Source organism: Candidatus Endomicrobiellum pyrsonymphae (assembly GCF_020328025.1).
Classification (GTDB): Bacteria; Elusimicrobiota; Endomicrobiia; order Endomicrobiales; family Endomicrobiaceae; genus Endomicrobiellum; species Endomicrobiellum pyrsonymphae.
In genome coordinates, this window is the sequence record NZ_JAIXMZ010000030.1 from 1 (window position 1) to 13975 (window position 13975).

A 13975-nucleotide genomic window follows, 5' to 3' on the forward strand; every position below is an offset into this window, starting at 1 on the left:
TCTCTTAGAGAGTCTTTCCCTACTCTACGCTTTTCCGATCTACTCGATAAGATAATCAGCGACATGAGCAACAGCTTCTCTCTCTCCCTCCCTCTCCCTCCCTCTCCCTCTCATCCCTCTCCACCGCCACATTCCACGGCGGCGAAGGCGGCGTGGAATGTGGCGGTGGAGAGGGATGAGAGGGAGAGGGAGGGAGAGGGAGGGAGAGAGAGAAGCTGTTGCGCATACTCTAATGGAATAGTCTTCGGACTCGATAAGATAATCAGCGACATGAGCAAAAGCATAAACCAGCTGTTAAAATATAACGAACTACTTTAACTATTTTTAATTTTTTGACTTTAAAACAACACCGACGGCAATGACAACAACAAAACAATAGTTGTAGCTTGATTTGTTAAAAGCTTTGATTTGGTATAATCATAACAGTTGTATTTGATGAGATGATATAATTACAATAGTTGTATTTGATGATTTGATACAATTACACATAGTTATAGCTTGATTTGTTAAAAGATTTGGTATAATTACAACAGTTGTATTTGATGAGATGATACAATCACATTTGATTTGGTATAATTGATTTTCTTATAAATGCAAAACAAAAAAAGTGGCGCTAAAATAAAAGAGGGAAATTTCACGTGAAGCGATACATATTCCACATTCCCCTAAAATCTAAATTTATCAAAACCGATAGATAGAAACAAAAGAGGAAATTGTGACAATTTAGACAACAACGATGCTGGATTGCTTCGTCATTTCATCATCGCAAGGACGCCGATAGTATGATGACATTACTCTTAAAAAGAAGACATAATATGATGACATCACCTAAATTTGTTTTTATCTTGGATATTTGGATATTTGGTATCGCATAGAAACAAAATAGGAAATAGTATACTGACATTACAATGCCGATAGATAGAAACAAAAGAGGAAGTTGTGACAATCTAGACAACAACGATGCTGGATTGCTTCGTCATTTCATCATCGCAAGGACGCCGCTGGTGCAAATTAAAGCGATTTGGCTATATAAAGCAAGTTCATACGTTGTCACATTTCTTCTTCTTTTTGATTCTCGCCACTATGAGCCATAAAAACATTCCTATCTGCATAGCAAAAATAGCGTTGAACGAAATCACAAGACCTACGATAAGACCTGTCGCGCCACCTATAAGCAACCCTGAAACATCGCAAGTTTCTTCGATGTTTTCGCTCTTTTTAATTTCTTCTTCATCAATATCATCGACCTCTTCTCCACGCTCTTTATGCCTAACTTGTGGAATTGTTTCTATTAACTCTTTTTCATCTGGCACTTGAACCTCTTTTTACTTAATTTTATTTTAGTAAAAATTTAAACTAGCACCGAAAAAATACAACAATTTTAAATATTGTTTTTTAACGCTTCAATTATTGCTTCTTTTGTAATATTAGGGTTTTCAATTTGCATCTCTTCTATTTTACGCTTTGCATCTTGCATCCATTTTCCCGCGGGCTTGTCAAATATATCCAGCAACTCATTACCTGGAATCAGTTCCGGTTTAGGATATAACATATTTTTTGATTTCAAATCTTCAACTCTATTATTCAGTTCGACAAGATTTCGAGCACCATCATCTTTCCAATAATCTACTTTTGAAATTTCCATTATCAAAGTAAATTCAGTCCCGCATCTTTTAACAAATCTACGCACTGCGCTATCGGACCAATCCTTAGAATACATCTTAGGATACGTATGATTTCTTATAATTGAAACAGTTTTTTGTATAAACTCTTTCGAATATTTCAATCGTTTTAAAACATTTTCAGATTCTTTTGCACTTTCAACATCGTGATCACAAAAAGAAATCTTATCACTATTTTTTTTATATGTCGAAAACTTACCTATATCGTGAAGCAAAGCAGCCATTCTTAAGACAATATCATTCCTTGTTCTGTCCAAAACCTTTAGGGTATGTGTAAATACATCGTCAACATGATATTTCACAGACTGTTCCAAGTTCTTCAATCTCGCGAGTTCAGGCAAAATTTCGTGTAACAAATTGATTTCATACATCATAACAAATGCTTGCGATGGTATTTGCTCAACTAAAATTTTATTTAGCTCATCCCTTATGCGTTCAGGCGAAACAATACTAATTCTCTCGACTGAATTTTTCATGGCGTTATAGGTATCTGCGTCAATACTAAACTCTAACTGCAAGCTCTGCCGCACAGCGCGCAATATTCTTAAAGGATCCTGCCTAAATATTACTTCAGCACTTGAAATATCTGTCACTCTAATGATTTTGTTTTTGATATCGTTTAAGCCACCGGATGTAAGATCGAGAACCTTCATATCGCTAAGTCTCAAAAATAAAGCATTTACAGTAAAATCCCGTCTTAGAGCGTCTTGTTCTAACGAGGCAAGTTGAGTATTTGGATTCCTTGAATTGAAATCATAATACTCTTTTCTAGGCATTACAAATTCTACTTCTTCATTATCTATAAATAACTTTGACGTTCCGAACTTTTCAAAAATAACAGGCTCACGGAGTTTGTATTTGTTCGCAAGAATTTTAGAAAAATTTACTCCAGCCAAACGATCGTTCACAGAACTGTCTCTCGGGCAAATCATTATATCCAAATCTTTAGGCTCTCTGTCGAGAAACAAATCTCTTACAAATCCGCCGACAACATACGCGTCAAAATTATTTTCTTTTGCTGTAAAAGAAATCTTATCAACTATGGATTCATATCTTTTCGGTACGGATATTCTTTTCATATCTGTCGATATTATATCATAAAACAGAAAAACAACGCCGTATCTCCGCGTATTTTTGTCAAGCAAAAGTACGATTAAATCACAGTTTTAATTTCTTTTTCTTCTTCGCTATGCTCAGAATGACAATCTAGGCGACACAGCAAAAGCAACAACTTAAAAACAATGCAGACCAAATTTTAACTTTTAAATGTACGTTTAAATATGTAATCTATATTTTTAAATTGCGATTTAACGTCGCAATCTCTTTTTATTTCTGCCGCTGTTAAATATTTCTTTATAGTATCATCGCTTCTCAAACACGCCTCTTCAAGAGATATTTTATTGTCCCTTGCGGCAAAAGCCGCAGTCTGCACCATCGCGTAAGCCTCTTCTCTAGATATGCCCTTGTCTATAAGAGAAAGCAACAATGTACCAGAGAAAATAACATCTTTTGTCTTATCAAGATTTATCTGCATATTTTTAGGATAAACATTCAGCCCGGTAAGCAATCCTTGCATTCTTACAAGCATATAATGCAAAATTGTAGAGGCATCTGGCAACATAATTCTTTCCGTAGAAGAATGACTTATATCTCGCTCGTGCCAAAGAGCAATATTTTCCATAGATGTCATAGCGTACCCTCTTAGAAGTCTTGCGAGTCCGCATATATTTTCAGAAATTATTGGGTTCCTTTTGTGAGGCATCGCAGACGAACCCTTTTGTCCTTTTGTAAAAGGCTCTTCTGCTTCCGCAACTTCGGTTCTTTGTAAATGCCTTATTTCTGTAGCAATTCTCTCTAGTCCCGCACCTACATGAGCAAGTGTTGAAAAATAAACGGAATGTCTATCGCGTGGAACAATCTGCGTTGATACAGGTTCCGGTTTCAAACCCATTTTTTGGCATACATATTTTTCCACTTTTGGATCTAAATGCGCCATAGTACCAACAGCGCCTGATATTTTTCCATAACTTACTGTTTCAAGAGCGAAGTTAAGTCTGTCTAAAGATCTCACAATTTCACAATACCACGAAGCAACTTTCAAACCAAATGTCATCGGTTCTGCATGAATGCCATGAGTTCTACCCATTATCGGAATCATTTTATATTTCTTTGCCAATTTAGCCGCTATAGCCGCCAACTTCTTTGTTTCTTCTATAAGTAATTTTGTCGATTGTCTAAGCTGAGATCCGGTGACCGTATCCAAAACATCAGAGGAAGTCATCCCTAAATGCAAAAATCTTCCATCAGACCCTGTAGTTTCAACAACCGCGCTTAGAAAAGCTATAACGTCATGTTTTACAGTAGCTTCAATTTCATTAATTCTTGCTACATTAATTTTTGCTTTTTTCTTTATTGTATCGACAGCTTTTTTAGGAACTGTTCCGAGTTTTGACATCGCTTCAGCAGCAAAAATTTCCACTTCGAGCATTTTTGCAAATCTATTTTCATCTGACCACACTGCAGCCATTTCTGGCTTTGTATAACGCTGTATCATTTTCTAACTCCTTGCATTTATTTATATTTTAAAGATTGCTTATCAATTATTTAGATGGAAATTCTATCACTTTTTTTATCGCTTTTGGATATACCAGATGCTCTACAGCCAAAACTTTTTTTGCAACGTCCTGAGAAGTATCTGCTTTCAAAACTTCAACTTCTTGTTGTACAATGACTTCTCCGGTATCGTATTCCTCTTCAACAAAATGCACAGTCGCTCCAGACTTTGATTCTTTGGCTTTTACGACAGCCTCATGGACACGATGCCCGTACATTCCTTTCCCGCCAAACTTTGGCAATAGGGCCGGATGTATATTTAACAATCTTCCATGATAAGTTTTTATTATTTCATGTCCAACCATTCTCATATAACCTGCGAGACAAACAATACCGACATCAGCATTCTTTAATTCTTCTAACATTACATTGTTAAAAGATTTTTCATCATTAAAATTTTTCCTTTCTACACAAACAGATTTAATGTTTTCATTCTTTGCGCGCTTTAAGGCATAAGCATTTGGATTGTTTGAAATTACTAAAACAACCTGCGCAAGCCCTTTTAAGATTCCTGTTTTTGTAGAATCAATTATGGACTGCATATTAGAACCACCACCGGATACTAAAACTGCAAGACGCATCATAACGGTATCTCTTTTTTATATATTGGCAAATCAACAATGCGCATTATTTTTTTTGTTCTATTATTTTAACAAACTTTTTTATCGTTTTAAATTTCTTTTTTTCTTCAAAAAGAAATAAATCGTCCATTTCATTTTTTTTTGCGCAATAATTTGGAATATTTTTTGGTCCATGTTTCAAAATTATTGGAAATTTATCAATGTATTGTATTTTTGTAGGAATATAAAAATACTGCTTTATATCATTCCAATCTCTATCTCTTAACGTAACTATCTCATCTAAATAAAAACTTACCCAAGAATTACCAATTTTTGAATTAGATTCAACATTCTTTAATTTATCTTTTGTTATATCTACATAATCGTTATCAATATCAAATCCTATGTAATGTCTGCCCAATTTTTTTGCAGCAATAGCCGTAGTTCCCGTTCCTACGAAAGGATCTAAAACAATATCATTTTCATTTGTTGCCATCAAAATAAGTCGCTCGAGCAAGTGAATAGGCAACTGACAAGGATGAGTATCTCTGTACTTACTATGCTTTATTCTATGAATGTCAGTCCATACATCAGAAATTAATGGTCCATAAGGGTGTAATAAATACTTTTTACCGCCATAATCTTTTGCTAACATATTCGTTTGTCTCGTTCTTTTATGCGGATATCGAAGTTCATTAAAAATTAACTTTTCTGAATTTTTTGCGTAAAACAATATCCCGTAGTGATTAGGTTGTAATGTTTTACCCATTGGAGCTGTTTGCGCATCCCATGCTATCCAATGTTTAAAACTAGCCACATCATCTAAAAAATGTGAATATCTAATTAACCACTTAGGAATATTATGTAAAAATATTGAACCTGTAGGTCTTGTTATTCTCACTAATTCTAAAATCCATATCTTACACCAGTCAAGATATTCTTGATTTTTTAAATGATCATTATACTTACCATATTTCTTTTTCAGGTTAAAAGGAGGATCTGCAAACACCATAGCGACACTATTATCAGGCAACCTTTTTAATAAATCCAAACAATTACCAGCAGTTATAGTATCAATGTACGCTTTTATCACTTAATCCTCTTTTCAACATATTTACTAAAACGATCAATTTCTGTCTTGTGATATGTAAACACTTCATCATAAGCGCCAACCATCCTTTTTAAATCACTCTTTCTTACATACCAGCCTATACCATCAACAAAACCTATAAATTTTGCCATGGGGTAATATCTATGAATCAATTTCTTGATGTTACATTCTGTTTTTGATTTATCGCCTTGTCCCGAAGAAGTGGTTACAAGAAAAGAACTTTCAATGATTATTTTTGGATTTTCTTTATTTGGAATTATAAAATCCATTGTGCGTTTTTCTTGAAACTCATTTTTCAACAATTCTGATAAATCGCCTTTTTCAAAAGTAATATTTAAATCTTTTAAAAAATTGGCAAGAAAATATTCAGGATTATTTTCCATTTCATAAGTTCAAGACTATACATTCTGGTAAGAGCGCCAGGCATTAAGGGAATTCCAGAAAGAGATGCAGATATTTCAAATATACTCATATAACCATTCGCATAAGCGTTTGTGAAAGTTATTCTTTGTTGCACTATGTTGTCAAAATTATTTGTAATTCCATAATATTGAAAAGCATATTTAATAACAAACTCTTTATCAGCAAACGCCACAATAAGCTCTTCCAACATGTGGCGAATAACTCTCGGAAAATAAATAAAATCACCGCTTAAAATAAAGCATCATCACAGTTACTGAGAAAGTCATTAATAAAACGCAAATTTTTAAAAACTATGGTATATTTAAAAAAGCATCATGATATACAGTATAAAACAAGAAACGAAATAACGAGAATATTATTCAAGATGACAAGAAACATATCAATGCAACATTTATTTTGAGTTTTACATCCTGCCGATACTGTATAAATAAAATCTTTTTTATTTTATACCTAGAAAGAAGAACATATCTCACAAGATAAAAATAGATTCTTTCATTTTATGTACAGTCAACTAACTTTATATTGGTACATGCAATATAAAATTAGTTGACTATTTGTTACTTTACAAAATCAACTGCGTTTTGAAAGATAACTTTGCCCCAGCCATATTCACCGTCAAAACTTTCTTTTGCAGGATGCTGCAAAGCGTAAACATATCTTTCAGGGTGAGGCATAAGCCCGAAAACATTGCCTTTAACATTGCATATCCCTGCGATATGCTCTATGGATCCATTTGGAGCTAAAGGATAATCTGGCTTGCCACCACCTTTTGCCGAATATCTAAAAACAATTTGATTATTTTTATTTAAACTTTCTAAAAGTTTTTTATCGGCTGGAATAAATTTCCCTTCACCGTGAGCTATAGGCAAGCTAATTATATCAGGCAAATTTTTTGTCCAAATACAGTTAGACTCATTTTTAGTTTTTTTCTCCGTTTTCAAATAAACCCAGCGACATTCAAATTTATCTGAATCGTTGTAAGATAATGTAGAAATTTGCTTAAAAAGTTTAGGATCGGGCAACAATCCCATTTTAACTAAAACCTGAAAACCATTGCATATGCCAATAACAGGGTTCCCGCTTAATGCAAATTTTTTAATTTTATCGCCAAGTTTGTTTTTAACTTCATTTGCCAATATTTTGCCTGAAGCTATATCGTCGCCGTAAGAAAAGCCTCCGGGAAAGGCTAAAATATCGTATTTAAAGATTTTATCTTTTTTCTCAATAAGCGAATTAATATGAACGCGCTCTGCACTGGCTCCGCATAGCTCAAAAGCTGCTTGTGTTTCATAATCGCAGTTTGTTCCTGCAGTTCTTAAAATCAATACTTTTACTTTTTTCATATTTTATCCTAACTTAAATTTATTGCCAAATAGTGTAAAGTCTTACCAGTTGATAGTATTACGCCAAGAGTTTAAAAGAACTTCGGACTTCTCCTGTACTTTTATTTTATTTTCTTTACTTATAAACATTATTTTTTTATCGTCGCTTACATAACCGACTTCAGCTAATACCGTATCTTCAAAAATCTTTAAAATCATGTCTTCGTTTTCCGGTTTTACTTCGATGATAAACCTGCCATTTGATTCTGAAAAAAGTTTTTCAGATACTGTTAATACACCCTCTGTTTTTATAGCGTCTATATCTATTTTAACGCCTTTATTTGCGGCAAATGCCATCTCACTTATCGCAGTTGCAAGCCCACCGTCAGAACAATCATGGCAAGACTCTATTAAACTCTTATTTATTGCTTGATAGATTTTTTTCATTATATTTTTGGATTCTCTCGGATACACGTTGGGAACAACTCCATCTTTAATATTTTTTATCCTAGCAAGTACCGAACCGCCAAGTTCATTTCTTGTAATACCTAGAACATATATTTTATTGCCTTCATTTTTTAAAGGCATTGTTACCGTATTTGCCGCATTTTCTATAACACCCATCGCCGATATCAAAAGAGCAGGAGGTATTGAATATTTTTTACCACCAATAGAATATTCGTTATGAAGACTGTCTTTGCCGGATACAAATGGGATATCAAAAGCTTTTGACATATCGTAACATGCATTCGCCGCGCGCACCAAACTGCCTAATATTTCAGGCTTGTTAGGATTACCCCAGCAAAAATTATCAAGGATCGACATTTTTTCAACATCAGCGCCAACGGCAACCGCATTCCTTAAAGATTCTTCTATCGCAGATGCCGCCATTTTATACGTGTTTATTTTTCCGTAGTGCGGATTTATACCGTTAGATAAAACAATGCCTTTTTTTGTACCTTTGATAACGGTATAAGGAAATATAACAGCGGCATCGCCGGGACCGGACACTTCTATGACATTTCCCTGCAACGGTTTTATGATTGTCTGCCCTTGCACTTCATGATCGTACTGCCTTATAATCCATTCTTTAGAACAAACATTTAAATCTGCAAGAGAAGCTTTTAGAGATTTTGAGATTTCAGAAGAACTCATTTTCACAGATTTCTGAACTCTCTCTTCTCTTACTTTATAAGCCGCAGACCTTGTAGGTTTTGGAATACCATCATGAAGGAAAGACATGTCTATACTCGTTACGACATCATCGTTATATATAATCGTAAGTTTGCCGTCTTTTGTAAACTCGCCGACAAAAACAGCCTCGACATTTTCTTTTTTAAATATTTCAACTATTTTCTTTTTGCTTTTTGAAGGAACTGCTAAAACCATTCTCTCCTGAGCTTCTGAAATCCATATTTCCCAAGGAGCAAGTCCACTGTATTTTAGAGGCACTTTATCTAAATAAACAATTGCCCCAGTTTTCTCGCCAAGCTCGCCAATTGCGCTAGACAAGCCACCGGCACCGCAATCTGTAACACCTTTATATAGATTTAAATCCCTTGCTTTGAGCATTGTATCTAAAACTTTTTTCTCGATTATTGGATTGCCTATTTGAACCGCGCTGACATCAGATTCTTGATTAAGCTGTATCGAAGAAAATGTAGCTCCGTGTATTCCATCTCTGCCGGTTCTTCCGCCGACAACCAAAATTAAATCACCGGGATTAACTTTTTTCTCTATTTTATTCTTAGGTATTATTCCCATTGTTCCACAATAAACAAGCGGATTTGCCATATAACCGTCGTCAAAACAAACGCCTCCGTTCACAGTTGGAATTCCCATCCTATTGCCATAATCTCTAACGCCTGAAACAACGCCTTTTGCTAGTCTTTTAGGATGGTGCATTCCTTCTGGAATCTTTGAAGCTTTTGTATTTGGATTGCCTAAACAAAATACATCTGTGTTGGCTAACGGCTTTGCGCCGAGACCTACGCCCAAGATATCTCTTATGACACCACCTATACCTGTTGCTGAACCGCCATACGGTTCAAGAGCAGATGGATGGTTATGCGTTTCTACTTTAAAGGCTACGCCGTTTTTAGAATCAAACTCGATAACGCCGGCATTATCTTTAAAGACAGACAAACACCATTTTTTATTTAGTTCAACAGTTGCTTTAAAAATAGTTTCCTTTAAAAGATTATTGTATATTCTTTTCGTTTTTTTATTGCCTGATTCTTCCGTATATTCTATTATCCCAGTTAATGTCTTGTGTTTACAGTGTTCGCTCCATGTTTGAGCTATAGTTTCTATTTCAACATCCGTAGGATTTCTTTGAAGTTTTTTGAAGTAATCCTGCATCGCCCGCATTTCTGCAAGCGACAATGAAAGAACATTCTTACTGCTTAACTCAATCAGTTGCTTATCAGACAAACTTAAGATTTCAATGATTTTACAATTAGTTGTACATTTCATATTGTTTTATACTCTTGAACCAATGTATTGGCTAACAATTTAGTTGCTATTTTATCTAAAACTACTTGTGTAGCTTTACCGTTCATATAGTATTTATGCCCCGTTTTAACTTTAACTTCTTTTGCAATCCCCAAATCTTTTACAGCTTTTACTACGCTTTCTGAAACCGTATCGGTAACGCCTTTTTTGTACCAAACCTTTATGACAGAAACGTCGGAGTCAATAACAGATTTTGAATCACATTCACAATGACGTTTTGCAACATAGTTTTCAGTTATTTTATCACTTAGAAGCTCCAAAGCTATTGTCTTGATCTCGGCAGAATTTATATCGCCATCGATTACGTACAAAGGAGAGTACTCAACTTTTGTTACGCACTTAATCCCTATGCCGAGAATATCAGACAATACGCGTTCTCCATGCGAATTCTTAAATCCTTTTTTTGTAAAAATCTCTATCTCAAACATTAGAACTTTCTCCCTGTCAACTTCTCGTAGGCGCTAATATATTTCTCCATCGTTTTTTCAACAATATCTTTTGGTAATTCCGGAGACGGAGATGATTTGTCCCATTTTATAATATTCTCCAGATAGTCTCTTACATACTGCTTATCTAAACTATCCTGAGGCTTACCTTCTTCATATTTCTCAACTTCCCAAAATCTGGAAGAATCTGGCGTAAAGATTTCATCAATCAATATCAATCGATCATTATAAAAACCAAATTCAAGTTTTGTATCCGCAAGAATTATATCCTTTGAGAGAGCATATTCGCTTACTTTTCTATACAGTTCGATGGAAATTTTTTGCAAACTTTCAGCGGTCTCTTTGCCAACTCTTTTTACTGTTTCTTCAAAAGAAATATTTTCATCGTGTTTTCCGCCTTCTTCTTTGCTTGAAGGCGTAAAAATAGGTCCAGGCAGTTTTGAAGACTCTTTAAGTCCCGCAGGTATTTTTATATCACAAACTGTCTGAAACTTTTGATACTCTTTCCATCCTGAACCAGCAAGATAACCTCTTGTTATACACTCTATATCAACTCGTTCTGCTTTTTTTACTATCATTGACCTATCGCGTAAATATTCATATCGCTTAAGTCCTGCAGGAAAAGAATCAAAGTCGCCAGTAATAATGTGATTGGGGACTATTCCCTGAACAAAATCAAACCAAAACATTGAAAGTTTATGCAACACTTTCCCTTTATTTGGTATCAGCGTGGGAAGCACACAATCGAAAGCAGAAATTCTATCCGAAGCAACAATCAAATAATTTTGTCCTAAATCATAGACACTTCTAACTTTGCCTTTATGCGCCAAAGGAAGATTTATGCCATTCTCTTGATTATTCATTATGATGTCTCCTTTCATTTCAAAACTTCCGTGCCTTAATTATATCATTTTTTATGCGTTATATAACCAAATGACTTAGGCAATGCCTCGCATATCCACTTGGTAATTGTATTGTCTTAAAATACTTTAGTAAAATGACTATCGTAGTGTTCAACCTTAACAAAGTCAAATGAAAATGAGCATAAAATATTTTTGCTGTAAGTGAAAATGATATCTATGATGATAAAAAAATTTGATTTTGAAAAATACTTTGATTGTGTCATTAAAATAATGCCTTTAAATATTGTAGCGCTGACGGCGATGGCAATTTATAGGATATTCTTTTTCTTTTATTTCCAAAATATACCATCGTTTAAAGATCTTTACGGTTATATTTTTCAAGCATTTTTTCTCGGTATGAGATTCGACCTGTCTGTCATCGCTTTGGTTAACGTTTTAGTTATATTTATTTTCACTATTTTTTTATTAATAAAAAATCTAAAATTATTTAGCGTCGCCGTATTTTTTATAAAAATTTATTACTGGATTGCATTTACAGCAATAGCATTATTAAATACAATAGATTTTGGTTTTTATGTTTACTTTGGCGAACATATTAACGTTTTGTTATTTGACTTTTTTTCAGACGATACCTTTGCTTTAGTAAAAACAATAATGTATGACTGGCGTTTCCCCATGGCGTTGCTTATTCTCACATGCGTAAGCTTTGCGATATATAAAATTGTCTCGTTGATTATAAAAAGTTTGACAAACAGACATTGTTTAATCAACGCTTCTTTTTGCAACGTTTTCATCAAAATATTTATAGTTCTCTTTATCCCATTTTTAATATTTTGTTTCGCTCGAGGAACAACATCTATGTTTCCTCTAGGAAAGTTTCATACACAGATATCTCCAAACCAATTTATAAACAATATTTCTATAACAAGCGTTCATTCTCTAATGGACGCAATAGACGCAAAGATGGAACAGAAAAAGGACAAAATTGACATCGTCGAAAAGCTCAAAATTAATAAATATGAGATTGATCTTACATTGTTCAATAAATTATCAATGAAAAATGATGCAGCTAAAAAAATAAAACCCAATGTTGTATTTATTGTTTTAGAAGGTTTCGGCGAACTACCCCTCCTGTATAATAGCAAAAATTTTGACGTGCTGGGAGAATTAAAGCAACATTTTGACAGTGACGCGGTTCTTTATAATTTTTTAGCCGCAGGTGTAACAACAATACATTGTTTAGAATCAACTATACTAAACATGCCGCAAAGACCTTTTTCGATTCAAATTACGCAAACTCAAAAAGCATTTCAACATTTTTCAAGTTCTTTGGTTTTGCCTTATAAACGTTCGAGCTATCTTACAAAAGCAGTATATGGTGGCAGCCTCGCGTGGCGTGGAATTGAAGGATTCTTAAAAGCTCAAGGATTCGATGAAATTTATGGAGAAGGATCAATAAAAAATGAATATCGCCATGAGTGGGGCATAAACGATGCGCAGTTTTTTGAAATTGTCTTAAGAGAACTTAAAAACAATAATGAAACGCCAAAATTTATTTATGCCATGTCGACAGCGACACATCCACCTTACAAAACACCACCGTACTATAAATCTTTAAAACTTGAAATTCCAAAAGAAGTCTTACAAATGATGCCAAATGAAAAAAAATACGGACAGAAAATTTTTGAAAGTTATCAATTTGCAAACAGAGAAGCTGCAAAATTTTTAAGCGCAATAAAAAATTCTGAACTTGCAGAGAATACAATTGTTGTAATAACAGGCGACCACAATTTAAGAGAATTTAAAGCGACTGCATCTGAAGAATTATTCAAAAGATATGCCGTGCCAATGTACATATACATACCCAAGAAATTGAAAAAACGGATTAATCTGGATATTGCGGCATGCCACATGGACATCGCCACAACTTTATACGATCTTTCACTTTCTAATGAAGAATATATTGCTGCCGGACGAAGCATCCTAAGCAATAACTACAATCATATAGCATTTAACAGCGAAGGTTTTATATTGTCAAGTAACAAAGCTATTTCATATAATATAGAAACGGGCAATGTTATATATTTTGACTTTGATTCAACAACCAAAATGCTTTCAAAAACTGAAGAAACGCAAGAGCATAGAGAAATGCTAGAGTACTATAAAAAAACGCTTGCCGTGTCCGATATCAATATATTCTTCATTAGAAATTGAAAAAACGGATTAATCTGGATATTGCGGCATGCCACATGGACATCGCCACAACTTTATACGATGTTTCACTCTAATGAAGAATATATTGCTGCCGGACGAGGCATCCTAGGCAATAACTACAATCATATAGCTTTTATAACAGCTTCCAAAGTCTTTTTTTCTCATGAGCAGCATAACCCTTAATTGTTTCTACAAGGTTAGGTATCAAGTCATAACGACGTTTCATC

At 34.3% G+C, this 13975-nt stretch carries 13 protein-coding genes and 1 pseudogene; 2 read left to right on the forward strand and 12 right to left on the reverse strand.

Annotated elements, in window-relative coordinates; all coding sequences use genetic code 11:
* A partial coding sequence (locus LE180_RS03605; RefSeq protein ID WP_374134109.1) for a hypothetical protein occupies positions 1-318 on the forward strand: 318 nt, incomplete at its 5' end.
* A 722-nt stretch (positions 319-1040) separates the two neighbouring features.
* Here LE180_RS03605 and LE180_RS03610 read toward each other — a convergent pair.
* The 11 genes from LE180_RS03610 to LE180_RS03660 form a co-directional block, all read right to left on the reverse strand.
* Entirely contained in the window at positions 1041-1313 is a 273-nt protein-coding gene (locus tag LE180_RS03610) for a hypothetical protein (protein ID WP_374134110.1), read from the reverse strand.
* A 68-nt stretch (positions 1314-1381) separates the two neighbouring features.
* Complete coding sequence (locus tag LE180_RS03615) at positions 1382-2827, reverse strand: CCA tRNA nucleotidyltransferase (protein ID WP_374134111.1); 1446 nt, start codon at positions 2825-2827, stop codon at positions 1382-1384.
* A gap of 110 nt (positions 2828-2937) precedes the next feature.
* Complete coding sequence (purB, locus tag LE180_RS03620; RefSeq protein WP_374134112.1) at positions 2938-4236, reverse strand: adenylosuccinate lyase; 1299 nt, start codon at positions 4234-4236, stop codon at positions 2938-2940.
* Positions 4237-4282: 46 nt separating this feature from the next.
* Positions 4283-4879 (reverse strand): phosphoribosylglycinamide formyltransferase, encoded by a 597-nt coding sequence (purN, locus tag LE180_RS03625; protein WP_374134113.1) that lies wholly within the window; start codon positions 4877-4879, stop codon positions 4283-4285.
* A gap of 43 nt (positions 4880-4922) precedes the next feature.
* On the reverse strand, positions 4923-5948 hold the full coding sequence (locus tag LE180_RS03630; protein WP_374134114.1) for a site-specific DNA-methyltransferase: 1026 nt from the start codon (positions 5946-5948) through the stop codon (positions 4923-4925).
* Complete coding sequence (locus LE180_RS03635; RefSeq protein WP_374134115.1) at positions 5945-6349, reverse strand: DpnII family type II restriction endonuclease; 405 nt, start codon at positions 6347-6349, stop codon at positions 5945-5947. Before LE180_RS03635 ends, LE180_RS03630 begins: the two co-directional genes overlap by 4 nt.
* Entirely contained in the window at positions 6310-6561 is a 252-nt protein-coding gene (locus tag LE180_RS03640) for a hypothetical protein (RefSeq protein WP_374134116.1), read from the reverse strand. The genes LE180_RS03635 and LE180_RS03640 overlap by 40 nt, the downstream gene beginning before the upstream one ends.
* 385 nt (positions 6562-6946) lie before the next feature.
* Positions 6947-7732 carry a phosphoribosylformylglycinamidine synthase I gene (gene purQ / locus LE180_RS03645; RefSeq protein WP_374134117.1) on the reverse strand — a complete coding sequence of 262 codons (786 nt, stop codon included), beginning with the start codon at positions 7730-7732 and terminating at the stop codon, positions 6947-6949.
* A gap of 42 nt (positions 7733-7774) precedes the next feature.
* On the reverse strand, positions 7775-10186 hold the full coding sequence (gene purL, locus LE180_RS03650; protein ID WP_374134118.1) for a phosphoribosylformylglycinamidine synthase subunit PurL: 2412 nt from the start codon (positions 10184-10186) through the stop codon (positions 7775-7777).
* The gene (locus tag LE180_RS03655) at positions 10183-10653 is read right to left on the reverse strand and encodes a phosphoribosylformylglycinamidine synthase subunit PurS (protein WP_374134119.1); all 471 of its coding nucleotides are present in this window, start codon (positions 10651-10653) and stop codon (positions 10183-10185) included. The genes purL and LE180_RS03655 overlap by 4 nt, the downstream gene beginning before the upstream one ends.
* Positions 10653-11534: a phosphoribosylaminoimidazolesuccinocarboxamide synthase gene (locus LE180_RS03660; RefSeq protein WP_374134120.1), complete on the reverse strand. Its 882-nt coding sequence runs from the start codon at positions 11532-11534 to the stop codon at positions 10653-10655. Before LE180_RS03660 ends, LE180_RS03655 begins: the two co-directional genes overlap by 1 nt.
* Positions 11535-11741: 207 nt before the next feature.
* On the opposite strand from LE180_RS03660, the gene LE180_RS03665 reads away from it, so the two are divergent.
* Positions 11742-13748, forward strand: a complete 2007-nt coding sequence (locus LE180_RS03665; RefSeq protein WP_374134121.1) for an LTA synthase family protein — start codon at positions 11742-11744, stop codon at positions 13746-13748.
* 136 nt (positions 13749-13884) lie between these two features.
* On the opposite strand, the pseudogene LE180_RS03670 reads toward LE180_RS03665, so the two are convergent.
* Positions 13885-13975, reverse strand: a pseudogene (locus LE180_RS03670) (LemA family protein); the annotation flags it as partial.

Coding starts and splice junctions, on each gene's coding strand:
- purB (WP_374134112.1), bottom strand. CDS start 4,236: ATGATACAGCGTTATACAAAGCCAGAAATGGCTGCAGTGTGGTCAGAT.
- purN (WP_374134113.1), bottom strand. CDS start 4,879: ATGATGCGTCTTGCAGTTTTAGTATCCGGTGGTGGTTCTAATATGCAG.
- LE180_RS03635 (WP_374134115.1), bottom strand. CDS start 6,349: ATGGAAAATAATCCTGAATATTTTCTTGCCAATTTTTTAAAAGATTTA.
- purQ (WP_374134117.1), bottom strand. CDS start 7,732: ATGAAAAAAGTAAAAGTATTGATTTTAAGAACTGCAGGAACAAACTGC.
- purL (WP_374134118.1), bottom strand. CDS start 10,186: ATGAAATGTACAACTAATTGTAAAATCATTGAAATCTTAAGTTTGTCT.
- LE180_RS03655 (WP_374134119.1), bottom strand. CDS start 10,653: ATGTTTGAGATAGAGATTTTTACAAAAAAAGGATTTAAGAATTCGCAT.
- LE180_RS03660 (WP_374134120.1), bottom strand. CDS start 11,534: ATGAATAATCAAGAGAATGGCATAAATCTTCCTTTGGCGCATAAAGGC.
- LE180_RS03665 (WP_374134121.1), top strand. CDS start 11,742: ATGATATCTATGATGATAAAAAAATTTGATTTTGAAAAATACTTTGAT.